This window comes from Butyrivibrio sp. VCD2006 (assembly GCF_000423925.1).
Classification (GTDB): Bacteria; Bacillota; Clostridia; order Lachnospirales; family Lachnospiraceae; genus Butyrivibrio.
The window spans coordinates 75,376-99,375 of the sequence record NZ_AUIX01000009.1; the positions used below are offsets into that span (position 1 = coordinate 75,376).

The following is a 24,000-nucleotide window of genomic DNA, read 5'->3' on the forward strand; positions in this document are numbered from 1 at the left end:
CAGATGGATATGATATGAGCGGAAACAAGCAGGATGCCAGAACTGAATATGCGGATATCATCGACAGACCACGTTGGGAGTCCCCTGTACATCCTCACATGAGTCTCTATGATCGTGCGGCGCAGTTTATGCCCTTTGCAGCTTTAACAGGCTACGATGACATGATCGCAAAGGAAACAGAGCGGGTGAACACAAAAGATGAGTATGAGCGCGACAGGACAGAGTTTTAGCTTAATTTTTTAATGTACTTTGACGTATTTTAATAAATTGAAAAAAGTTAAAAAAAGTATCTTGACACATTAGTTTCACAAGCGTAAAATCACAAACTATAAAAGACAAGGGCGTCTTAGAGATAACACTCTAAGGCGCCTTTTTTGCTGGTGTTTTTCGCCAGCGAGTTCATTATGAATACAAACTCCGGAGACGTATACACTTTATTGTATACATGTATTCACAAATAATCACTTGGCACGATTTTTTAGCTTAGTGTACTACCTGGTTCTGGCGGGTAAGTCGTCAGAACGATAATATGAAATAGTTTTGAAGCGGTGCAATGGGGCATCAGACTGTATGTGGCAGTCTCCCGTTGCACCGCTTTTTCGTGAACACGACCTGGCTGGTTATAGTCATGCGTTAATCACAAACCTAAGGAGGAGCAGGTTATGAGTGAAGAGATTTTAAGTGCAATTGATTCGAGTGTCTTCGGAGTATGGTTTTTGATCGGAGCAGCTCTTGTTTTCTGGATGCAGGCAGGCTTTGCAATGTGCGAGGCAGGTTTCACCAGAGCAAAGAATACAGGAAACATCATTATGAAGAATCTGATGGATTTCTGTATCGGTACTGTAGTTTTTATCCTGATTGGTTTTGGCCTCTTACTTGGTGAGGACATGATGGGCATCATCGGAAGACCGGGATTTGATATTTTTACAAGCTATGCAAATTTTGACTGGTCCAATTTCGTATTCAACCTTGTGTTCTGTGCAACAACAGCAACAATCGTTTCAGGATCCATGGCTGAGAGAACAAAGTTCATTTCTTACTGCGTATATTCAGCAGTTATCTCGGCAATCATTTATCCCATTGAAGCTCACTGGACATGGGGCGGCGGCTTCCTTGCACAGATGGGATTCCATGATTTTGCAGGATCAACATGTATCCACATGGTTGGTGGTATCTCAGCTTTTATCGGAGCAGCATTTCTTGGAGCCCGCATTGGTAAATTCGAAAAGGATGCAAATGGCGATGTAGTTAAGGTAAATGCTTTCCCTGGCCACAATCTTACAGCAGCAGCTCTTGGTGTTTTCATTCTCTGGCTTGGCTGGTACGGATTCAACGGAGCAGCTTGTACAACAGTAGATCAGCTTGGTTCAGTTTTCGTAACAACAACAATCGCACCTGCACTTGCAACAGTAACCTGCATGATCTTTACATGGCTCAAGTATGGTAAGCCTGATGTTTCAATGTGTCTTAACGCTTCACTTGCAGGCCTTGTAGCTATCACAGCTCCCTGCGATGTAACAGATGCTTTTGGTGCAATCGTAATTGGTATCGTAGCAGGACTTCTTGTTTGCTTCGGTGTTTGGTTCCTTGATTATAAGCTTCATGTTGATGACCCGGTTGGAGCAGTTGCAGTTCACTGCTTAAACGGTATCTGGGGAACAATCGCAGTTGGCCTTTTTGCAACAAATGCAGCACCCGGCTACAGCATCGCAGATGCTTCAGGAAATGAAATGGTTGGCCTTTTCTATGGTGGCGGATTTAAGCTTCTTGGAATTCAGCTCATCGGATTCGCAGCAGTTGCAGCTTGGACAGCGGTAACAATTACAATCACATTCGCAGTAATCAAGGCTACACTTGGTCTTCGTGTTACTGAGGAAGAGGAGATCACAGGACTTGATGCTACAGAGCACGGCCTTGCATCAGCTTATTCAGGATTCGCACTCATGGATGTTTCCGGTTCACTCAATATGAGCATTAACGAGAACACAGATCTTGGCGTAAGCGACTATGATTCAGCATCAGAGTTCCAGAAGAATGCTTCCGTACCGGTTGTTACACAGCCTATTAAGACAGATTCAGCAATTCATAAGGTAGTTATTGTTACTAAGCTTTCAAGATATGACAAACTTCGTAAGGCAATGAACGAAATCGGTGTAACCGGTATGACAGTTACTCAGGTTATGGGATGTGGAGTACAGAAGGGCTCAGGCCAGAAGTACCGCGGAGTTGAGATGGATGTAACACTTCTTCCCAAGATTAAGCTTGAAGTTGTTGTCAGCAAGATCCCTGTAGAGGATGTCATCGAGGCAGCTAAGAGAACACTTTACACAGGAAAAATCGGTGATGGTAAGATCTTCGTTTACAGCATCGACAACGTAGTTAAGATTCGTACCGGCGAAGAGGGCATTGCAGCTTTGGCAGATGCTGAGTGATAAAGGGATTGCGGGAACGAAGTGGAGCAATCCTGTTATCACAAAAATAAGTATACTATTCGACCTCTGGGTTTTGAGTGGTGTCTGACCCAGAGGCTTATATAAAAAATGAAATACCAGGAGGAACAGTAATATGTGCGCAATTCTCACATATACCAGAGAAGAGATCAGCAAAGATTTTTTTGAAGAAATGCTGCAAAGGACAGCATCAAGAGGACCGGACAAATCAAGGACCTTAAAAGTAAAGGGCGGATGGCTCGGTTTTAACAGACTTGCAATTATGGGACTTAACTGCTTAGGAATGCAGCCATTTGAACTAAACGGAAATGCTGTTGTTTGTAACGGTGAGCTTTATGGATTTAAGGCACTCAGAACCTATCTTAAATCTCTCGGTTATCGCTTTAATGGTGACAGTGATTGCGAGATTATTCTTCCTCTTTATGAGAAGCTTGGAACAAAAATGTTTTCACTTCTCGATTCAGAGTTTGCAATGGTCATCTATGATGCTGAGAAAAATGATTTCATTGCAGCGAGAGATCCGATAGGAATCAGACCTCTCTACTATGGTTATGATGACGACGGTTACATATTGTTCGCTTCTGAACCTAAAAACCTTACAGGAGTTTGTAAGAAAATAATGCCTTTCCCGCCAGGACATTACTACGAGGATGGCAAATTCATATGCTACAGAGATTTGACCAAGGTAAAGGAAGTAAGAACCGATAAACTTGAAACAATTACAACAAACATTCACGACAAACTACTTAATGGAATAAAGAAGAGACTTGATGCGGATGCACCGGTAGGATTTTTGTTATCAGGCGGACTTGATTCTTCACTTGTATGTGGAGTTGCAGCAAGTCTTCAGGATAAGCCGATTGAGACATTCGCAATCGGAATGGACATAGATGCGATCGATCTTAAATATGCAAGAGAGGTTGCAGAATATATTCACAGCAATCATCACGAGGTGATCATCAGCAAGAAGGATGTTCTTGATGCTTTGGAGCCTGTAGTAAAGGCACTTGGAACCTATGACATCACAACAATAAGAGCATCAATCGGAATGTATCTTCTTTGCAAATGGATCCATGAAAACACCGATATCAAGGTTGTTCTCACAGGTGAAATTTCAGATGAGCTTTTCGGATATAAGTACACAGACTTCGCTCCCAGTGCTGAGGCCTTCCAGGAGGAAGCAGAGAAGAGAGTCAGAGAGCTTCATATGTACGATGTTCTAAGAGCAGACAGATGTATCAGTGTTAATTCACTTGAGGCAAGAGTACCTTTCGGAGATCTGGACTTCGTTGACTATGTTATGTCAATTGATCCCGAGAAGAAGCTTAATACCTACGGAATGGGTAAATTCCTTTTAAGAAAAGCGTTTGAGCCTGACAAGTTTATCCCTCATTCAATTCTAATGAGAGAAAAGGCAGCATTCTCAGATGCTGTAGGACATTCCTTAAGAGATGACCTCATGGAATATGCAGAGGCTCATTACACAGATTCTGAATATGAGGAGAAGAGAAAGGCATACACACATGCAACTCCCTTCACAAAGGAATCACTTCTATATAGAGAATTATTTGAAAAATACTATCCCGGACAATCGGATATGGTTATAGATTTCTGGATGCCAAATAAATCATGGAAAGGCTGCGACGTTAACGATCCGTCAGCAAGAGTACTTTCCAACTACGGCGCCAGTGGAAAATAGAATAATGAAAAATCAGACCTTAAAAGCAGTAATCATATAGATTATTTAAAAGTAATAGACTTTTTTATAAACAAAAAGTAGTGGTGTTTATTTAAAAATATAAGATCCCTTAAGCCTTCTCCCTATGGGAGAAGGTGTCAGCGAAGCTGACGGATGAGGGGCAAAAAGGAGGAAAAGGATATGATTGAAGCTAGCAAATTAACAGAAGAATTTGGATGTCTCGTTTTTAATGACAAGGTAATGAGAGACAGACTTCCCAAGGACATTTACAAGGCAGTACATAAGACAATAGAAAGAGGCAGCCACTTAGAGCTCGATGTAGCTAACTGTGTAGCTGCAGTTATGAAAGAATGGGCAGTTGAGAACGGTGCAACACACTTCACACACTGGTTCCAGCCCATGACAGGACTTACAGCTGAAAAGCATGACAGTTTCATTTCACCCATGGATGACGGCACGATCATCATGGAGTTTTCCGGAAAAGAGCTTGTAAAGGGCGAGCCTGATGCATCAAGCTTCCCTTCAGGCGGACTTCGTGCAACCTTTGAGGCCCGTGGTTATACAGCATGGGATCCCTCATCTCCAGCATTTATTAAGGACGGCTCACTGTACATCCCCACCGCTTTCTGCTCATACGGCGGCGAGGCTCTTGATAAAAAGACACCACTTCTTAGATCCATGGAGGCTCTCTCCGAGGAAGCGGTAAAAGTACTCCACCTCCTGGGGTATGGGGATGTTCACAGAGTCAATACAACAATTGGTTCCGAGCAGGAATATTTCCTTATTGATAAGGACAACTACAAAAAGAGAAAGGACCTTCTTTTCACAGGACGTACTCTTATCGGTGCTCCTGCAACAAAGGGTCAGGAAATGGAGGATCATTATTTCGGAGTTATCAAACCCAAGGTATCTGCATACATGCATGATCTTGATGAAGAACTCTGGAAGCTCGGAATCCCTGCTAAGACAAAGCACAACGAGGTAGCTCCCGCTCAACATGAGCTTGCTCCCGTTTTTGAAACAGCAAACATCGCTGTTGATCACAACCAGCTTACAATGGAGGTTATGAAAAAAGTTGCCGATAAGCATAACTTCGCATGCCTCTTACATGAAAAGCCTTTTGAAGGAATCAATGGTTCAGGTAAGCATAACAACTGGTCAGTATGCACTGACACAGGTATGAACCTTCTTGATCCCGGAAAGAATCCCGGTGAGAACCTTCCTTTCCTTGTATTCCTTATGGCAGTTATCGCAGCTGTTGATGAGTATGCTCCAATTCTCAGACTTTCAGTTGCATCTGCAGGAAACGACCACAGACTTGGTGGTAACGAGGCACCGCCGGCAATCATCTCAATTTTCGTAGGTGATGAGCTTGCATCAGTTCTCAAGGGAGTTGAAGAAGGAACAGCTTATCAGAGCGCAGGTAAAGTTCAGATGGCTATGGGCGCTCAGGTACTTCCTCACTTCACAAAGGACAACACCGACAGAAACAGAACATCACCCTTCGCCTTCACAGGTAACAAGTTTGAGTTCCGTATGCCCGGCTCTGCAGTATCTGTTGCTAATGCAAACATCGTACTTAACACAGCAGTAGCAGAAGAGCTTTCGAGACTTTATGAAAAGCTTTCAGCCTTCAGCGCAGACGAGCTTAAGGATAAGATCATGGATGTTCTTAAGGAAGAGCTTCTTGCACATAAGAGAGTTCTCTTTAATGGTAACGGCTATACAGAAGAGTGGGTTGAAGAAGCAGCAAAGAGAGGACTTCCTAACCTTAAGTCCCTTCCGGATGCAATGCCTTACTGGATTTCAGATGAGTCCATCGATCTCTTTACAAAGCATAATATCTTCACTAAGGAAGAACTTCACTCCAGATATGAGATCCTTCTTGAGAACTACTCAAAGTCAATCCATATCGAAGCACTTACAATGCAGGAGATGGTACGAAAAGACTTCACAGAAGGACTTATCGCTTACCAGAAAGATCTTACAAAGGAAATCATCCAGAAGAAGAGCCTCATCGATGGTGCTTGCGCAGAGCATGAGACAGGCATCTTAAAGACACTTGATGCTTCTTCTGCAGAGATGAGCAAGGCTCTTACAAAGCTTGCAGTTGATACAAAGACAGCTGAGGATAAGGCAGACATCTTAGATCAGGCAAGCTACTACGAGGAAGTAATCCTTAAGGATATGGATGAAGTTAGAAAGTATGTAGACGAGGCAGAGGCTCTTATCCCTGATAAGTACTTAAGCTATCCTACATACGGACAGCTCCTCTTCTCATTAAGATAAAACTGATAAGCTCGGTACATCATACCTTGAGCAGAAAATACAGCTTAAAAATTTCTTGAGAAAAGATCGGACCCGGATTACGTACACAGCTCCTTGATTCAAATACTCAACTCCTTGAGTCAAAACATAACTCCTCGAGTTAATTACAAAACTCCTTAAGTTAAGTAAATTACTCCTTGAGCTAAGTAAATTACTCCTTGAGCTAAATACGTAACCATCCGGCTCCGTGATAACAATTAGAAGTTGTGGATTCAAACTCCAAGCTTCGGGTTAAGCTAGATGAGATATACAATACTTTGCGAACTGTGAACCACGAAGCTGAGACCAATCACTCGTAAGTGCCTTTGCACGAAGCGAGTGATGCTATGGGCTCAGCGAAGTTTTCGGTTCAACGTGAGCAAATAGTGTATATCTCATTGAAGCGTACCCAAAGCTGGAGTTTGCTAATAATATAAAGGTGGAGACGATGGAAAGTTGGTTTAATGATAGGGATGCCTGCGGAATAGGCGCCGTTATAAATATAGATGGCAAAGCGGACAACAAAGTTCTTGATGATGCCCTCAGCATAGTCGAGAAACTTGAGCACAGAGCCGGTAAAGATGCCACAGGTAAAGTCGGCGACGGCGTAGGAATCCTGGTTCAGATATCGCATAAATTCTTTTCAAAGCAGGCAGGAAAGCTGGGAATCACTCTTAAGGATGCCGGTGATTACGGAATCGGTATGTTCTTCTTTCCCCAGGATTCCATGAAAAGAATGTTTGCAAAGCGCATGCTTGAAGTAATAGCAGAGAAAGAAAACCTGAAGGTTCTCGGCTGGAGAGATGTGGAAATCCATCCCGAGATATTAGGTGAAGTTGCAAGAAACTGCATGCCGTATATTTGTCAGTGCTTCATAGAAAGACCTGATGATGCAGCTAGAGGAATCGAGTTTGACAGAAGACTTTATTGTTTAAGAAGAGAGTATGAAAAATCCTCAGAGGATACTTATATCTGCTCTTTTTCATCAAGAACAATAGTATATAAGGGTATGTTCCTTGTGGGACAGCTCCGCAATTTCTATGAGGATCTGCTCTCACCTGACTATCGTACAGCAGTTGCTCTTGTACACAGCCGTTTTTCAACAAATACAACACCTTCATGGCAGAGAGCTCATCCGTACAGGATGATCGCACATAATGGTGAGATCAATACAATTCGCGGTAACAGCGACAGAATGCTTGCCCGTGAAGAGACGATGCATTCTGATGTTTTTGGGGATGATCTGGGAAAAGTGTATCCTGTAATCGCTTCCTCAGGATCAGATTCAGCAATGCTTGATAATACTCTTGAATTCCTTTACATGAACGGAATGGATCTTCCGCTTGCCATGATGCTCACAATTCCTGAGCCCTGGAAGCACAATGACTTCATGGCACAGGACAGAAAGGATTTCTATCATTATTACGCAACAATGATGGAGCCTTGGGATGGCCCTGCTGCTGTACTTTTCACAGACGGTGAAGTGTTTGGTGCAACTCTTGATAGAAACGGTCTGAGACCTTCGAGATATTATGTGACTAAGGATGGCAGACTCATTCTTGCCTCCGAGGTTGGCGTACTGGATATTCCCGAAGAGAATATTCTTAAAAAATCACGTTTATCACCGGGACACATGCTCCTTGTTGATACAAAACAGGGACGAATCATCTCCGATGAGGAATGTAAGGAGAAATATGCAACCGCTAAGCCTTACGGTGAGTGGCTTGACAGACATCTTTTGCATCTTAACAAGCTTACGATTCCTAATAAGAAGATACCGACCAATACTCAGGAGATGCGCGATAAGCTCTACAAGGTATTCGGATATTCCTATGAGGATGTAAAGAGCCAGATCATGCCTATGGCAACAAACGGAATTGAACCCACGGTTTCCATGGGTACAGACATTCCCCTGGCTATGCTTTCACAGCACCATCAGCCGCTTTTCTGCTACTTTAAGCAGCTCTTTGCACAGGTTACAAATCCGCCTATCGACTCACTTAGAGAAAAGGTGGTAACAGATACAACTGTTTACATCGGTTCTGATGGTAACCTCTTGGAGGAAAAGAGCGACAACTGCCGTGTGCTTGAAGTAAATAACCCGATTTTGACAGGTGTTGACCTGATGAAGATTGAAGCACTTGATCAGTCCGGCTTCCATGTAAGAAAGATATCTCTTCTTTATTACAAGAACACTCCGGTTGAGAGAGCTTTAGAGCAGCTTTGCATCTCTGTGGACAGAGCTGTTGCGGATGGAATCAACATAATAATCCTCTCTGACAGAGGCATTGATGAAAACCATATGCCGATACCTTCACTTCTTGCAGTATCTGCTGTCGAGCAGCATCTCGTAAGAACCAAGAGACGTACTGCGGTATCACTTATCCTTGAGAGCGGTGAGCCCAGAGATGTACATCAGATAGCTACACTTCTTGGTTTTGGTGCAAGAGCAATCAATCCGTATCTTGCACAGGAATGCATCGCAGAGCTTATTGATATAGGAATTCTTGATAAGGATTATCACACTGCGATAGAGGACTATAACAAGGCACTTCTTGGCGGTGTTGTTAAGATTGCGGCTAAGATGGGTATTTCAACACTTCAGTCCTATCAGTCAGCAAAAATATTTGAAGCTATCGGTCTTTCAGCAGAGTTTGTTGATAAGTACTTTACAGGTACCGTTAGCCGTGTGGGCGGAATCGGCATCAAAGAAATTGGGGAGGATGTTGAGCTTCGTCACAATAAGGCATTTGATCCGCTCGGACTTTCAACAGATTCTACCCTTGATTCAATCGGCTTCCACACACTCAGAAGCGGTGAGGATAAGGAAGATCACATGTATAGTCCTAAGACTATCGTTACTCTTCAGAGAGCTGTAAGAGAGGGTGACTACGAGAGATTCAAGGAATATACAAAAATGGTAGATGATGAGGACAGACCTCATACACTTCGTGCACTTTTATCATTTGTTCCCGCAGAAAAACCGGTTCCACTTGATGAGGTTGAGAGCGAGGAAGAGATAGTTAAGCACTTCCAGACCGGAGCTATGTCCTACGGTTCACTTTCAAAGGAAGCACATGAAACTCTTGCCATTGCCATGAACAGGCTTGGAGGAAAATCCAACACAGGTGAAGGTGGTGAGGATGTTGCCAGATTCGGTACAGAGAGAAACAGTGCTGTAAAACAGGTTGCATCAGGAAGATTCGGTGTAAGCAGCGGATACCTCCAGAGTGCACAGGAGATTCAGATAAAGATGGCTCAGGGTGCTAAGCCCGGTGAAGGTGGACATCTTCCCGGAAAGAAAGTCTACCCTTGGGTTGCAGCTACAAGATTTTCAACTCCCGGCGTAGCACTTATATCACCTCCGCCGCACCACGATATTTATTCAATCGAGGATCTTGCACAGCTTATTTATGACCTTAAAAATGCAAATGATAAGGCAAGAATCTCAGTTAAGCTTGTATCTGAGGCGGGCGTAGGTACCATTGCTTCAGGTGTTGCCAAAGCAGGCGCGCAGGTAATCCTTGTATCAGGCTATGACGGAGGAACAGGAGCTGCTCCTTCATCATCAGTACATCACGCAGGACTTCCCTGGGAGCTTGGTGTAAGCGAAGCTCATCAATCCCTGCTTGATAATGGACTTAGAAGCAGAGTAGTTCTTGAGACTGACGGAAAACTGATGACAGGTAGAGACGTAGCTATAGCAGCACTTCTTGGTGCAGAGGAATTCGGTTTTGCTACAGCTCCCCTTGTATGCATGGGCTGTATGATGATGAGAGTCTGCAACAAGGATACTTGTCCTGTAGGTATCGCAACTCAGAATGAAGAGCTCAGAAAGAGATTTAAGGGTAAGCCTGAGCACGTAATGAACTTCATGCTTTTCGTGGCAAGACAGCTTCGTGAAATCATGAGTGAGCTTGGATTCAGAAAAGTCACAGACATGGTAGGAAGAACCGACTGCCTGAAAATGAGAAGTGTTCCGAAAGCAAGATGCAAGGATGCAGCTGATCTTCAGAGAATCCTTAACAGTGCATATGCAGGAAGAGAAAAGAACCACTTTGAACCTGCAGATGTTTATGATTTCGGTCTGGAGAAAACACTGGATTCAAAGGTGCTTATCCCTGAGTATGAGAAAGGAAAGGACGCACTTAAAAAGAGCCTTCAGTCTTCAAAGGGATATGGCGATAAGGCAGCAAAGAAAGCCGGTATTAGTATCAATGTAGATATATCAAGTACAGACCGAAGCTTTGGTACATTACTTGGAAGCAGAGTTACTGCTGATTTTGCTAATAACCTGTCTGATGATTCCATTCAGGTTACCGCACATGGCGGCGGTGGTCAGTCCTTTGGTGCATTCCTTCCTAAGGGTGTGACCTTGAAGCTCTATGGTGATGCAAATGATGGCTTCGGAAAAGGATTATCCGGCGGTAAGGTAATTGTAAGACCTTCTGAGAAGGCAACCTACAAAGCCCATGAAAATATAATTATTGGTAACGTTGCTCTTTATGGAGCAACAGCAGGAAAAGCATATGTATGCGGTGTTGCCGGTGAGAGATTCTGTGTAAGAAATTCCGGTGCAGTTGCGGTTTCCGAAGGCTGCGGAGATCACGGCCTTGAGTATATGACCGGTGGTAGAGCGGTTATTCTTGGAATGACAGGTAAAAACTTTGCAGCCGGTATGAGCGGCGGTATCGCTTATGTTCTTGATAAGGAACACACACTTTATCTTCGTATGAATAAGGATATGTCTTCTCTCTATGAGGTTACTGAGAAGTACGATATTGCAGAACTTCACTCAATCCTTGAGGATTACGTAAAGGAGACAGATTCTGAATATGGAAAAGAGATTCTTGATAACTTTGATGATTACATCGCTGACTTCAAGAAGATTGTTCCTAACGATTATCAGAAGATGCTCACTGCGATCGGTAAATACGAAGAGCAGGGCATTGATCACGAGCACGCAGTATTAGAAGCTTTCAAAGAACTTACATAATAAATCTGAAGCATACAAAATATGCCTTTCCTCTGGGATAAGGAGTAAGTGCAAGAAAAATAAATTGCCTTCCCCCTTTGGGGCGCACGACATCCGGGGGATGTCGGTTTTGCGCCGACCGAAGCGGAGCGGAGACAAGGTGTCAGCGAAGCTGACGGATGAGGGCAAAAATGGGAAAAGACACAGGATTTTTAGAATATAACAGAACAAATAATAGGGACGTACCGCCCGCTGAGCGAATCAAAAACTTCGAGGAGTTTCACACTCCTCTTGATTCCGAAAGCAGAAGAAAGCAGGCCGCAAGATGCATGAATTGCGGAGTTCCTTTCTGCCAGTCAGCAATGAACCTCAGTGGAATGGTAGTAGGATGTCCCTTAAATAATCTGATACCTGAATGGAATGATGAGGTATACAGAGGACATGATGAGCATGCATTTGCAAGGCTCCACAAAACAAGTAATTTTCCGGAATTTACCGGAAGAGTATGTCCGGCACTTTGCGAAAAAGCCTGCATGTGCGGACAAAACGGGGATGCGGTTACGGTTCATGACAATGAGCTTTTCCTCGTTGAAACAGCTTATAAAAATGGCTATATAAAGCCTTTTATACCTACAATCAGAAGTGGAAAGAAAATTGCCGTTATAGGAAGCGGACCTTCAGGTCTCGCAGTAGCGGATGAGCTTAATCACAGAGGACATAACGTAGAGGTCTTCGAGAGAGAGGATGAAATCGGCGGACTTTTGATGTATGGTATCCCCAACATGAAGCTTGATAAGAGCGTGATCAAGCGCAGAAGAAAGCTCATGGAAAAAGAGGGAGTTGTTTTCCATACTAATTCAGACGTTGGAAATGATGTGAAGTCGAAGGAGCTGCTTGCAAAGTTTGATGCAGTTGTTCTCTGCTGCGGAGCTAAGAAACCCAGGCCTCTTGCAGTAGCAGATCCTGAAAAGGTTAAGGGAGTATACAACGCTGTAGACTTCCTTACAAAAACAACCAAGGCACTTGTTAGGAGCGGCGGCAAAACAGTTTCCTCCCTTGAAGCTGAGGGCGGATACATTGATGCAAAGGGTAAGAATGTTGTTATTGTCGGAGGCGGTGATACCGGTAATGACTGTATCGGAACAGTAATAAGACATGGTGCAAAGAGTGTAACTGCTCTTGAGATGATGCCTAAACCTCCCGTAACACGCGCCGAAAATAACCCATGGCCGGAGTGGCCAAAGACTCTTAAAACTGATTATGGCCATGAAGAAGCAATCTACGTATTTGGCGAAGATCCCAGAGTCTTTGAGACAACAGTTAAGAGTGTTACCACAGATAAAAAGGGGAATCTCAAGCAGATAGAAACTGTAAAGGTTACCTTCAAGGATGGTAAGCTGACTGAGGTTGCAGGTACTGAAAAAACTCTGAAATGTGATATACTTTTAATAGCCGCAGGGTTTATTGGATGTGAAGATTACACAGCTGATGAGTTTTCTGTAAAGCGCAGCCAAAGGGGCACAGTTATTACGGATGAGAGCGGCTACCACATCGAAGGTACCAAGCTTTTTTCGGCCGGTGACATGAGAAGAGGACAGTCTCTTGTCGTATGGGCTATTGCTGAGGGCAGAGCCTGCGCAAAGGAAGTAGATGAGTACCTGATGGGATATACGAATTAATTCAGAGTAGCCTATTTTCTTGTCCTATAGGAAAATTATTCGAATTTCCTGTAGGATAAAAGTGCGTACCAAGCTTATTATTTTACTTTTAGCCTGATTATGTATGCGGGCGATGGAGAATAAGTTACTCTTTATGGGGGAAGTTTGGTATGGGTGAGAATTCAGCATATTATAACGAATTACAAAATAGAAGAAGAGATAATATCAATGGCGTTAAGCAGCTGCTTCCGCAGTATGCTCACGGTTTTGTCGATGAGTGCCTGCTAAGGTACCAGATAAACACTGCATACAGCTATGCCCATGATATTTATTTCTTCTTTTGCTTTATTAAGGAATGCAATCCTTTATGTAAGAATCTGGAGATAAAAGAGATTCCGATTTCAGTACTTGAGCAGCTTCGAGCTCCTGATATCAACGAGTTTCAGACCTACGTTGCTGCCGGTCATAAGGTGACGAAGGCCGGTATCAAGCAGGCCAGGGATAAGGCTATTGCTAGAAAAATGGCTGCTGTAAGGAACTTTTTTAAATACCTTATTAAGTTTGAATATCTTCAAAATGATCCGACATTAAAGGCTGCTTCCAAGACCAAGGAGAAGCAGAGAAGATCTATTAATCGTCTCGACAGCGACCAGGTGAAGCAGCTTATGGACACTGTTTCAACTGTAAAGTCCGGATCACACCATTCGCAGGTAATGTCCGAACTTACAGCTAAGCGTGATCTTGCAATAATCACACTTTTACTTAACACAGGAATGCGTGTATCTGAGTGCGCAGGCCTGGACCTTGATGATGTGGATTTTAATACGAATACTATTAAGATTGTCCGAAAGGGTGGCTTTGAGGACGAACTCTATATCAGCGAGATAGTCAGAAATACTCTTCGCGACTACATCAATAATGAGAGGGACTCCCTCCTTGAAGATGAAGAACAGGATGCGCTTTTCATATCACTTAAGCACAGCAGACTTTCAGTCCGCAGCATCCAGCATATGGTAGGTAAATATGGAAAGAACATGGGGCTTGAGAAAAACCTCACCCCCCATAAGCTTCGTCGTACCTACGGCACAGCACTTTACAATAAGACCAGTGACATCTACATGGTGGCAGATGTCCTTGGTCATAAGGATGTAAACACCACAGTTAAGCACTACGCAGCAGTAGAAGAGGAGCACAAGAGACGCGCCGCCGGGATTGATATCTACGGTATGAATGAGGATGAATGACAGGTGTTTTAGTTACTGCTATATTTTCTTATTCTAAGCGGAATGCTATGTTCTTTAGACAAGGAGAGGCACCTGTCTTTTTCTTCCTCCGGAAGAACGTCTACAATTGACCATTTGACATCTCCGATGACTTCACGGCATCTTTTGGTGAACTCAAGCATATTCTCAAAACCGTTTTTTAGCTGTGGTTTTGTCACATCCTCATACTCCTTTTTCGAAGGGGCATTAAGGCTGACAGAAACACTGTCAATGACCTTGGATAATTCGGGAACAATGTCACGTCCGTTTTCGGCTGAACCCTGTCCGTTAGTATTGAGCCTTGTTTTAAGGCCTTTTTCTTTCTTTGCATATGCAGCAGCATCAAGAAGAATATCAAGCTGGCAGGTGGGTTCACCATACCCGCAAAAGACAAGCTCCTTATAGCCTGTAAAATCAAAGTTTTTAATTGCGGTAAGGACTTCTTCTCTGGACGGATTAATCTGATGCCACAAAGTTTTAGCATCGCCGACTCCATCCTTTACAAATCTGATACAGAATGTACACCGGCAGTTGCATTTGTTAGTTATATTGGCATATACAGAGTCCTTGTAAGTATAGATTATATCAGCCATTTGCCACCTCCACTTTTGACTTGAAGCCTATTCTGTCGAGAGTTTGACCCAGAAGCAGGAAAAAGATCATACTGCCACCTGATTGTACCAGACCGCCTGCCAAACCGGAAAGAAATGCTGCTTTTACACCAAACAATATAGCTTCAGCAATGAAATAGCCTGTATGTGAAATAAAATATGCTATTACAGGGGCAATCAAATTTCTTTTGTTTAGTATACCTGCTCCTTTGTTTGTAAAGGGAATTACCAGAAGTGCCTTGATAATGACGGTAGCCAGTGTCCATGCAGGTGCGGTCAGAAGATCCGCAATACCACCACCTATTGCACCTGCAGCCATTGCGTAGGGCATGGGTAAAATTGCAGCTGCAAGATATATAATCCCATCACCGAAGTGAACATATCCGCCATTTACCCCCACAGGAATATGTCCGATATATGCTGTGAATATGGTTATAAGTGCTGCTAATATTCCTGTTAGTGCCAAGTTGTAAATTTTACTGTCTCTTTTTTTCATACCTTTTTTCCTCACTTTCTTTTATTGCATAAGCAGTTTTAGGTTCTTTTCATATTCAACACCGGAATTCGGTGAAGTATCCGCAGGTGTGTCTTTAACAGAAGCATAAATAAAACGACTTGCCGTATCAGCTGCATCAAAGGCATTTTTCCCCGAAATATATGCCCCCAAAAATACAGCAGCGAAAAGATCTCCGGTCCCTGAATAATGTAAGCCGTTGCTTCCGGAAGAAATGATCCTGCTTTCACCTTTTTCCAAAATGAAGTTTCCGACTTCACCGGCCTCTTTCATGGGAATGCCGGTAACTGCAATGGTTTTTCCTTGATCACCACCGACCAGCATGGATAGACGAAAAATATCGCGTGTTAATTCATCACCTCTTAGCCTCAGTACACTTTCAGGGCTATCGCCTGCAAGTAGTATCAGTTCTGTCAGATTTGGTGTGATGATATCCGCATCCTTAGTCATTTCGCGTATGGTATGAAGCAGATCTACTGAGAAGTTTTTATAAGTTCTGCCATCATCCCCCATCACCGGATCTACAAGAACCGTAGTCTTTTCTGTTTTAAATTGCCGTATAAACTCTAAGGAGTTTATAGCCTGTTCTTTGCTCATCATGAATCCGGTAATTATTCCATCGAAGCATTCTCCCTGCTTTTTCCATTCCCTGGTGTATTCCGGTATGATTCCTGTAAGATCCTTGCTATAAAAGGAAGGATATCCCGTTTGAGCACTTAGCACGGCTGTGGGTATTGGACAACATTGAATTCCCATTGCTGATAAAACAGTCATATCAGCGACTAATGAACACTTTCCAAATCCGGAAAGATCGTTTATTGCTGCAATTTTCACGTTTACTTTACTCCTTTACTGCTTTGCTATGACAAAGAATATAAACCTACAATTGGTTCTATAAAAATAATCAGATTTAATAATTTTATTAATACCAGAATTTAATATGTCTATACAAAGAAAAACCGGTACTATGAGATTTACCCATAATACCGGTTTTCCTTAATGTGTTAGTCATATCATCACGAGATTTGATATTGAAGTTATCGTAGCGTAGCCTACGATATATCATATAGGATTATTGTAGCAAGATCCTATAAGTTGCCAAATTTATCAATATACTTTTTTAGTAAAGCATCTTTTTCAGCTAGAGCAGCATCCTTTTCTGCAATAGCATTATCTTTTTCTGCAATTGTAGAAGCCATTTTTTCTTCAGCATCTGTATAGCCGGCAGTATACTGAGAAGCAAGCATTTCTCGGTATCTGCGCTGACCTTCAAGTATTTCTTTTGCCTGATTATCGGTGTTTAGTTCAAGAATCAAATTACCCACCTCCTCTATAGCCGGATTGTTCTGAGCAAGATATTGAAATTTTTCCCAGGTATCCGCTTCAAAAAGCTTCGCCCAATAGACAAGATTATTGTCGATGTCTTTTTGGGTTGCGTTTCTTATGTGATTCAATTGTAGCACTTTTATCCCGAAATTTTTAGTGTATAGGTGATGATTTCTTGTATTCAGAAGCAGATATTCTCTATAGAACTCCTGGTCATCAGGGAAAAGATTTTGATCCGTTATACAGATGTGGGTCGTAGGTTTTAGTTTTGAGTAATCATCTCCCATGCCAATAGAATCATAAGCCCTACATAGGTATAGCAACGAACGCTTAATCCAGTATTTATCTGTGTATACCTGGAGCTCAATGTTTAAAATTTCGTTGTTGTTGAGAATGAGCTTAAGATCCATGACAGTTTCCTTGGCGGAATTGTTTAGTTCGATTGGGTTCATGACAATAATATCTCTGACACTCGAAGGATCTATCCCTTTCAGGGCACAGACAAGACCAAGCAGAGCAGTTTTTGATTTCTGCATAACATAGTGAAACATCAGATCGCTTTTTAAAGTATACTCAATAGTACCTGTTGCATCCTTATATGTGATTTTTTCGTTAGACATAAAATAGTTAAAACTCCTAAAAATATTTATTGTATTTCTTTTGCAAAAGATAATAGTGAAAATCAGATGAATGAAATTCATCTGGCACGTTTGAACAACGCGGGTTAAGAATACCATAGACAATTGTTAGTTTCAATGTAAGATAGTTTTAAGAGTTTATTAAGGTTTTCTTAAGGTGCTTCAATTTTGTAGCAGGGGTTGTGACATTTGCGTATTTGCGGTACAATGCATTTCATGTTTTTGTTTTAAGGAGTATTTATGAAAAAAAGAATTTTGGCATTATGTGCAGTTGTTTCAATGAGCAGTATGCTCTTTGCATGTGGTAATCCCGCAAGTGGTTCGGCAGATTCAGCAAGCTCTACAGAAGCGCAGAGCGAGGCAGCTACTGAAGCTCAGGCTGAAGTAACTACTGAAGAACAGGTTGCCGCTTCAGAGGAAGAAAACCAGGCTGTGGAAGAGACTTCTACAGATGATAGCGCAGTAGAAGAAACAACAGTAAATGAAGATAATGCAATAGAAGCTGATGATGAATCCGGTGACACTGATGAAGAAATAGTTGTAGACTATTCTGTTTTCACTGATGCCAGCAAAGAAGAAGTTGAGGCATATGCACAGAAAATAGTTGATGCGACTATTGCTAAGGATTGGGACACTATCGGTGATATGATCGAGTATCCGATTGGCTCTGAGGAATTTGATAATCTTTGCAACAACAAGGAAGAATTTGTAGCTTATGCAAATGAAGTTGGGTTTGATGATGCACTTTTAGCAAAAATCGAATCATGGACTGTTTCTGATTTATGGGCAAATTATATGGGAGCAAGCATAGGTGATGGAGATATCTGGTTCAGAGATATAAATATTAATAATCCGGAATTCAAGATAGTTTCCTATCTTGGTTTGTATGAAGGTGAATAACAACTAATGGTAACGGAATCTTTTCCAATTTTGGAATGGTTCCGTTATTTTTTTACGCAGATTAATGGAAATCATTGTAAAATAAACTTATGAAAAATAAAAAACAAACGAAAAAAAATATATCAATGGCCAGAATGGCAGTATATACTTCAGTCACATCATCGATACTGTTGGTATTGGTATGCATATTGGTATCAGCACTTTTTTTCCAAAATCAGGCAATTAAAATTTATGAGGGGATGGAGACTTCTCTGACAAGGTCTGCACTTGTGGAGGTGGATAGAGAGGTACTTAACGATCTGATAATAAAAACCGCAGATGTAGTAAGTACTATTGAAGATCCTGTATCCATGAGAGAGGACGATGAGGCTGCTTATTTTGAAAAGTTCTCGGAGATTCAGAACAGTACTGAGTATAAGCAGTTATGGCAGAAACTGAATAATACAAGAAGAGCTACAATTTCCACTGCATACTGCGTATCGCTGATTTATCCTGAAAAGGGCTACTGGGTGTATGTGATGGATGCCAGTGACTCCAATGTACAGAGATGCGGCGAACTTCTATTTGACGATTTCAGTGCGTATGTCGGACATCCCGGAATGGATTATATGGGCAATGTAACCATTTCCCAGAAATATGGAAGGGTAAGAACTGACGGGGTTGCAGTTTATACTGACGATGCAAAGGGGATATATTCCTATCTCACGGCAGACATTCCTATCAGCACTGCAGTCAAGAACGTCAGAACATTTTTGTTTCAAACATCTATAGTAGCCATGATCATCACGGCAATTGTGTGCGTGGGAGTTTTTCTTGCTGTTAATAAAAATGCCGTAATGCCAATAGATGCGATGGCAGGCAAGGCTGAGGATTATGCAGGCATGTATGAAGAGCGATTCGATTCTCATACAGGTACCGATATCTTTCAGGATACTTATAATGGCAATGTGAAGGAACTTATCAAGCTCTCTGAATCACTTCGAAGCATGGAGTTTGAGATGAACAGTTATCTCAAGGATATAGACAGACTTGCGGCGGAGAAGGCGAGAATCGGAACGGAGCTTGATATTGCAACTAAGATTCAGGAAGCAACTATTCCCAGGAACTTTGCTGATTTTGAAAAGTATCATCAGTTTGAAATCTATGGAGATTGCAAACCTGCAAAGGAAGTTGGTGGAGATTTCTATGACTTCTTTATGATTGATGATGATCACTTATGTATCGTTATGGCGGATGTTTCCGGAAAAGGAATCCCTGCGGCTCTCTATATGATGGTTTCCAAGATAGCAATCCAGACCAGAGCTGAGCAGGGTGGAACTCCGTCAGAGATTCTCCGCTATGTAAATGACAGGCTTTCAGCTAATAATTCTGTAGATATGTTTGTTACTGTCTGGCTTGGAATACTTACTGTTTCCACGGGACATGTTATTGCAGCTAATGCAGGACATGAGTATCCGGCAGTATCGGATGAAAATGGAAATTATGAACTGCTGCATGATCCCCATGGATTTGTCTGCGGAGGACTTAGCGGACTTAAATTCAAGGATTATGAGTTTGATATTCCTAAAGGTGGAAGACTTTTCCTGTATACGGATGGTGTTCCGGAAAATCAGAATAAGGCTGAGGAGTTCTATGGCACCGATCGAATGATCGAAGCTCTTAACGAATGCAAAGAAATGGAAACCAAGGCTACGGTTGAGCATATGTACAGCTCACTGGCTGAATTTGCAAATGGTGCGGATCAGTTTGACGATACAACAATGCTAAACATTTGGTATAAGTAAAATTCATTTGAGGAGTGGACAAAAATGCAGGATAAGCTCATCGATCTTCAGCACATCACAAAATCTTACGGTAGTTCAACTATACTCGACGATCTTAATCTTTACATCAGAGAAAATGAATTCTTAACGCTCCTTGGACCTTCCGGTTGTGGTAAAACCACGACTCTCAGGATAATTGGAGGTTTCGAGACACCTGACTCGGGATCTGTTATGTTCCAGGGAAAGGACATCACATCACTTCCTGCAAATAAGAGGGAGGTTAATACTGTTTTCCAGAAATATGCCCTTTTCCCGCACATGACTATTGCCGAAAATATCGCGTTCGGTCTGAAAATAAAGAAGAAATCCCAGTCATATATAAAGGATAAGATTAAATATGCACTAAAGCTTGTAAATATGGATGGCTTTGAAGAGAGAATGCCGGATTCTCTCTCGGGAGGACAGCAGCAGAGAATAGCAATAGCAAGAGCTATCGTAAACGAGCCCAAAATCCTTTTGCTGGATGAGCCTTTGGGAGCTTTGGATCTTAAGCTTCGTCAGGACATGCAGTATGAGCTTATAAGACTAAAGAACGAGCTGGGAATTACCTTCATTTATGTAACACACGATCAGGAAGAGGCACTTACCATGTCTGATACCATCGTTGTCATGAATCAGGGTTATATACAGCAGATAGGAACACCTACAGATATCTATAACGAGCCTCAGAACACCTTTGTGGCTGACTTTATAGGTGACTCCAATATCCTTTCCGGAATCATGATAAGGGATAAGCTTGTGGAGATACTTGGAGCCAAATTTGACTGCGTTGATACAGGGTTTGGTGAAAACAATCCTGTAGATGTGGTAATAAGACCTGAGGATATTGATCTTATTGAGCCTGAAAATGGGACCATCGAGGGAATTGTTACCGATGTTATCTTTAAAGGCGTTCACTATGAAATGTGTGTAATGGCAAGAGGCTTTGAATTTGTTGTACATTCAACGGATTGCTTTGCTGTGGACTCAAGAGTTGGAATACATGTAGATCCCTTTGATATTCAGATCATGCACAAAGCTGAGTATGATGATGAGAAAGCGGTGGAAATAAATGAGTGATAAGCGTGTAAAACTTCTTGCCTCGCCCTACATCCTGTGGAGTGCAGGTTTTATAATAATTCCTTTATGTCTTGTGATTTACTATGCTTTTACAGATGCGTCGGGAGCATTCTCTTTTGACAATGTGGCTGACATTATTTCCTATGTGAATATTAAGGCACTGTTACTTTCTATGGCATTTTCATTAGTGTCGACGCTGATATGCCTTCTTATTGCATACCCGCTGGCGCTGATACTCTCATCGACAGTAAGCAGCAACTCATCAATTTTGTCCCTTTTATTTATCCTTCCCATGTGGATGAATTCTCTGCTTCGCACATATGCATGGCAGAATATCCTTGAAAGAAAAGGAGTAATAAACGGGATTTTGTCAGCGCTAAGTCTACCGCCTATTTATATCATCAACAAACCACCGGCTATTCTTTTGGGAATGGTTTATGATTTTTTGCCCTTTATGATTCTTCCTGTTTATAATTCTGTTTCAAGAATTGATAAGGATCTTATCAATGCGGCCAGGGATCTTGGCGCAGGCTATAAGGAGATATTTTTCAGAGTTATCTGGCCATTAAGCCTTCCAGGTGTTATTTCCGGAATTACAATGGTATTCGTCCCCAGTCTTACTACCTTCGTCATCTCGGACGTATTGGGAGGAGGAAAAATACTTCTTATCGGTAATGTAATAGAGCAGCTATTTACTCAGGATTCTGATTGGAATGCCGGAGCGGGACTCTCTGTGGTGCTGATGGTATTTATTGTAATCAGCATGATAATCACTTCGAATTATGACAGGGAGGATATCAAATGAAGAAAAGACTTGGAAATTTTTATCTGACTTTGGTTTTGATATTCATGTATGCCCCTATAGCGACCCTGATGATATTATCATTTAATTCCAGTAAATCTCGTTCTCATTTTGGAGGCTTTACTCTTAACTGGTATATAGGGCTTTTTCAAAATGAAGAAGTAATAAGTGCCTTCAGGACTACGATTATACTGGCCTTTCTCTCTGCATTTATTGCCACGATACTTGGAACAGCGGCATGTACAGGTATGCTGTTTATGAAAAAAAGAAGCAGAAGCATAATAATGGGAGTAACCAATATCCCAATGCTAAATGCTGATATTGTTACAGGTGTAAGCCTTATGCTTCTGTTTATAGCAGCAAGAGCCACAATGGGCTTCACAACAGTACTTTTATCACACATAACCTTCAATATTCCTTATGTAATCCTGTCGGTTATGCCAAGGTACAGAGAACTAAAAATCAGCACTTATGAGGCCGCTCTGGATCTCGGAGCAACGCCTGTATATGCATTTTTCAAGGTAATAGTTCCGGATCTTATGGGTGCCATCCTTTCAGGATTCCTTATGAGCTTTACCATGTCTCTTGATGATTTTATCATTACTCATTTCACCCAGGGACCGGGATTTGATACACTTTCAACCAAGATTTATTCTGAAGTGAAAAAAGGAGTCAATCCCGAAATATATGCGCTTTCGACTATCATGTTCCTGACTATCCTGATTCTGCTTTTCATGGTAAATTACAGACCCGGAACCAGGAGGCCTGAAGGACAGATTAAGGTAAGGACAAGGAAGCAGGTAGTAGTAAGTTCAGGAAGGGGAGGGGCTCTATGAAAAAGCAGTTATTATTTTTGAGTCTCTTTTTAATCACATCAGCTTTGTCCGGCTGTGCAGGTAATGAAGCTTCAAAGAACAATGATGATAATGTTGTTTATGTGTACAACTGGGGCGAATATATAGATCCTGAGATTCTCACAATGTTTACCGAAGAAACCGGGATAGAAGTAGTATATGATGAATATGAGACCAATGAGATAATGTATCCGAAAATAAAAGCGGGTGCTGTGAATTATGATGTGGTCTGCCCTTCCGACTATATGATCAAGAAAATGATCGATAACGATCTTTTGCAGGAAATCAATTTTGACAATGTTCCGAACTATGGGAATATAGGGGACGAATACTGGGAGATGGCCAGGGATTACGATCCGGAAAATCAATATGCCGTGCCCTATGTCTGGGGAACCGTAGGTATTCTTTACAACAAGACCATGGTCAAAGAAAAAGTTGATTCCTGGAGTATACTCTGGGATCCAAAGTATAAAGACGAGATTTTGATGCAGGATTCGATAAGAGATGCTTTCATGGTGGCAGAAAAATATCTTGGATATTCCATGAACACCATCGACGAAGATGAGCTTCAGGCATCGAAAGAGCTTTTGCAGCAGCAAAAACCTTTGGTGCAGGCTTATGTTATAGATCAGGTCCGTGATAAGATGATAGGTAACGAGGCAGCTCTTGGAGTTATTTATTCCGGAGAAGCCATTTTTACACAGCGTGAAAATCCGGATCTGGAGTACGTGATTCCAAAAGAGGGTACGGCTCTATGGATGGATTCCTGGGTGATTCCTAAGGGCGCACCGCATAAGGAAAATGCCGAGAAGTTCATAAATTATCTTTGCCGCCCTGATATAGCATATCTTAATTTTGACTATATAACCTACTCAACGCCCAATATTCCGGCCAGAGATTACATTGAGGATGAGGATATCAGAAATTCACCGATTGCTTTTCCTGATCTGTCTAAATATAATCTGGAGGTTCAGGTAAGTCTTGGAGAGAAAGTTGACAGACATCTGAGCGATCTGTGGAGAGAAGTGAAGTCTTACTAGACATAACAAAATATCAGATTAATTTTAAAAGGCTATAAACGCAGATACTTGCGATTTATAGCCTTGATTTTTTGAAACGTAT

At 42.0% G+C, this 24,000-nt stretch carries 15 protein-coding genes and 1 pseudogene; 12 read left to right on the forward strand and 4 right to left on the reverse strand.

Annotated features, from left to right (window positions below):
• The first annotated feature begins 14 nt into the window (after positions 1–14).
• The 7 genes from G586_RS21940 to G586_RS0106175 all read left to right on the forward strand — a co-directional run bounded on the left by G586_RS21940 (position 15) and on the right by G586_RS0106175 (position 14,333).
• The gene (locus G586_RS21940; RefSeq protein ID WP_035772652.1) at positions 15–230 is read left to right on the forward strand and encodes a hypothetical protein; all 216 of its coding nucleotides are present in this window, start codon (positions 15–17) and stop codon (positions 228–230) included.
• A gap of 432 nt (positions 231–662) precedes the next feature.
• Positions 663–2,432: an ammonium transporter gene (locus tag G586_RS0106150; RefSeq protein WP_026527043.1), complete on the forward strand. Its 1,770-nt coding sequence runs from the start codon at positions 663–665 to the stop codon at positions 2,430–2,432.
• A gap of 133 nt (positions 2,433–2,565) precedes the next feature.
• Positions 2,566–4,149 carry an asparagine synthase B gene (gene asnB / locus G586_RS0106155; RefSeq protein ID WP_026527044.1) on the forward strand — a complete coding sequence of 528 codons (1,584 nt, stop codon included), beginning with the start codon at positions 2,566–2,568 and terminating at the stop codon, positions 4,147–4,149.
• 180 nt (positions 4,150–4,329) lie between these two features.
• Entirely contained in the window at positions 4,330–6,438 is a 2,109-nt protein-coding gene (locus tag G586_RS0106160; protein WP_035772672.1) for a glutamine synthetase III family protein, read from the forward strand.
• A 466-nt stretch (positions 6,439–6,904) separates the two neighbouring features.
• Entirely contained in the window at positions 6,905–11,452 is a 4,548-nt protein-coding gene (gene gltB / locus G586_RS0106165) for a glutamate synthase large subunit (protein WP_035772654.1), read from the forward strand.
• Between the two features lie 170 nt (positions 11,453–11,622).
• Positions 11,623–13,110, forward strand: a complete 1,488-nt coding sequence (locus G586_RS0106170) for a glutamate synthase subunit beta (protein WP_026527047.1) — start codon at positions 11,623–11,625, stop codon at positions 13,108–13,110.
• 149 nt (positions 13,111–13,259) lie between these two features.
• Positions 13,260–14,333 carry a tyrosine-type recombinase/integrase gene (locus G586_RS0106175; protein ID WP_026527048.1) on the forward strand — a complete coding sequence of 358 codons (1,074 nt, stop codon included), beginning with the start codon at positions 13,260–13,262 and terminating at the stop codon, positions 14,331–14,333.
• Between the two features lie 8 nt (positions 14,334–14,341).
• On the opposite strand, the gene G586_RS0106180 is transcribed toward G586_RS0106175, so the two are convergent.
• From G586_RS0106180 to G586_RS0106195, 4 genes are all read right to left on the reverse strand, one after another.
• Positions 14,342–14,944: a TatD family nuclease-associated radical SAM protein gene (locus G586_RS0106180; RefSeq protein ID WP_026527049.1), complete on the reverse strand. Its 603-nt coding sequence runs from the start codon at positions 14,942–14,944 to the stop codon at positions 14,342–14,344.
• Positions 14,937–15,458 carry a TIGR04002 family protein gene (locus G586_RS0106185; protein ID WP_026527050.1) on the reverse strand — a complete coding sequence of 174 codons (522 nt, stop codon included), beginning with the start codon at positions 15,456–15,458 and terminating at the stop codon, positions 14,937–14,939. The genes G586_RS0106180 and G586_RS0106185 overlap by 8 nt, the downstream gene beginning before the upstream one ends.
• 21 nt (positions 15,459–15,479) lie before the next feature.
• Positions 15,480–16,310: a bifunctional hydroxymethylpyrimidine kinase/phosphomethylpyrimidine kinase gene (locus G586_RS0106190; protein WP_026527051.1), complete on the reverse strand. Its 831-nt coding sequence runs from the start codon at positions 16,308–16,310 to the stop codon at positions 15,480–15,482.
• A 254-nt stretch (positions 16,311–16,564) separates the two neighbouring features.
• Complete coding sequence (locus G586_RS0106195) at positions 16,565–17,422, reverse strand: Rpn family recombination-promoting nuclease/putative transposase (RefSeq protein ID WP_026527052.1); 858 nt, start codon at positions 17,420–17,422, stop codon at positions 16,565–16,567.
• A gap of 258 nt (positions 17,423–17,680) precedes the next feature.
• On the opposite strand from G586_RS0106195, the gene G586_RS0106200 reads away from it, so the two are divergent.
• The 5 genes and pseudogenes from G586_RS0106200 to G586_RS27480 all read left to right on the forward strand — a co-directional run bounded on the left by G586_RS0106200 (position 17,681) and on the right by G586_RS27480 (position 23,918).
• Entirely contained in the window at positions 17,681–18,340 is a 660-nt protein-coding gene (locus G586_RS0106200) for a hypothetical protein (protein WP_026527053.1), read from the forward strand.
• A gap of 134 nt (positions 18,341–18,474) precedes the next feature.
• The gene (locus G586_RS24705) at positions 18,475–20,124 is read left to right on the forward strand and encodes a PP2C family protein-serine/threonine phosphatase (RefSeq protein WP_207640718.1); all 1,650 of its coding nucleotides are present in this window, start codon (positions 18,475–18,477) and stop codon (positions 20,122–20,124) included.
• Between the two features lie 24 nt (positions 20,125–20,148).
• Positions 20,149–21,222: a spermidine/putrescine ABC transporter ATP-binding protein gene (potA, locus tag G586_RS0106210; protein WP_026527054.1), complete on the forward strand. Its 1,074-nt coding sequence runs from the start codon at positions 20,149–20,151 to the stop codon at positions 21,220–21,222.
• Entirely contained in the window at positions 21,215–22,027 is an 813-nt protein-coding gene (locus G586_RS0106215; RefSeq protein ID WP_026527055.1) for an ABC transporter permease, read from the forward strand. Before potA ends, G586_RS0106215 begins: the two co-directional genes overlap by 8 nt.
• Positions 22,024–23,918: pseudogene (locus G586_RS27480) on the forward strand (extracellular solute-binding protein). Before G586_RS0106215 ends, G586_RS27480 begins: the two are co-directional and overlap by 4 nt.
• The last annotated feature ends 82 nt before the right edge of the window (positions 23,919–24,000 follow it).

Bases quoted from the DNA above. Each gene is read 5' to 3' on its own strand.
- G586_RS21940 (WP_035772652.1), top strand. From the start codon at position 15: ATGAGCGGAAACAAGCAGGATGCCAGAACTGAATATGCGGATATCATC.
- G586_RS0106150 (WP_026527043.1), top strand. From the start codon at position 663: ATGAGTGAAGAGATTTTAAGTGCAATTGATTCGAGTGTCTTCGGAGTA.
- asnB (WP_026527044.1), top strand. From the start codon at position 2,566: ATGTGCGCAATTCTCACATATACCAGAGAAGAGATCAGCAAAGATTTT.
- G586_RS0106160 (WP_035772672.1), top strand. From the start codon at position 4,330: ATGATTGAAGCTAGCAAATTAACAGAAGAATTTGGATGTCTCGTTTTT.
- gltB (WP_035772654.1), top strand. From the start codon at position 6,905: ATGGAAAGTTGGTTTAATGATAGGGATGCCTGCGGAATAGGCGCCGTT.
- G586_RS0106170 (WP_026527047.1), top strand. From the start codon at position 11,623: ATGGGAAAAGACACAGGATTTTTAGAATATAACAGAACAAATAATAGG.
- G586_RS0106175 (WP_026527048.1), top strand. From the start codon at position 13,260: ATGGGTGAGAATTCAGCATATTATAACGAATTACAAAATAGAAGAAGA.
- G586_RS0106180 (WP_026527049.1), bottom strand. From the start codon at position 14,944: ATGGCTGATATAATCTATACTTACAAGGACTCTGTATATGCCAATATA.
- G586_RS0106185 (WP_026527050.1), bottom strand. From the start codon at position 15,458: ATGAAAAAAAGAGACAGTAAAATTTACAACTTGGCACTAACAGGAATA.
- G586_RS0106195 (WP_026527052.1), bottom strand. From the start codon at position 17,422: ATGTCTAACGAAAAAATCACATATAAGGATGCAACAGGTACTATTGAG.
- G586_RS0106200 (WP_026527053.1), top strand. From the start codon at position 17,681: ATGAAAAAAAGAATTTTGGCATTATGTGCAGTTGTTTCAATGAGCAGT.
- G586_RS24705 (WP_207640718.1), top strand. From the start codon at position 18,475: ATGGCAGTATATACTTCAGTCACATCATCGATACTGTTGGTATTGGTA.
- potA (WP_026527054.1), top strand. From the start codon at position 20,149: ATGCAGGATAAGCTCATCGATCTTCAGCACATCACAAAATCTTACGGT.
- G586_RS0106215 (WP_026527055.1), top strand. From the start codon at position 21,215: ATGAGTGATAAGCGTGTAAAACTTCTTGCCTCGCCCTACATCCTGTGG.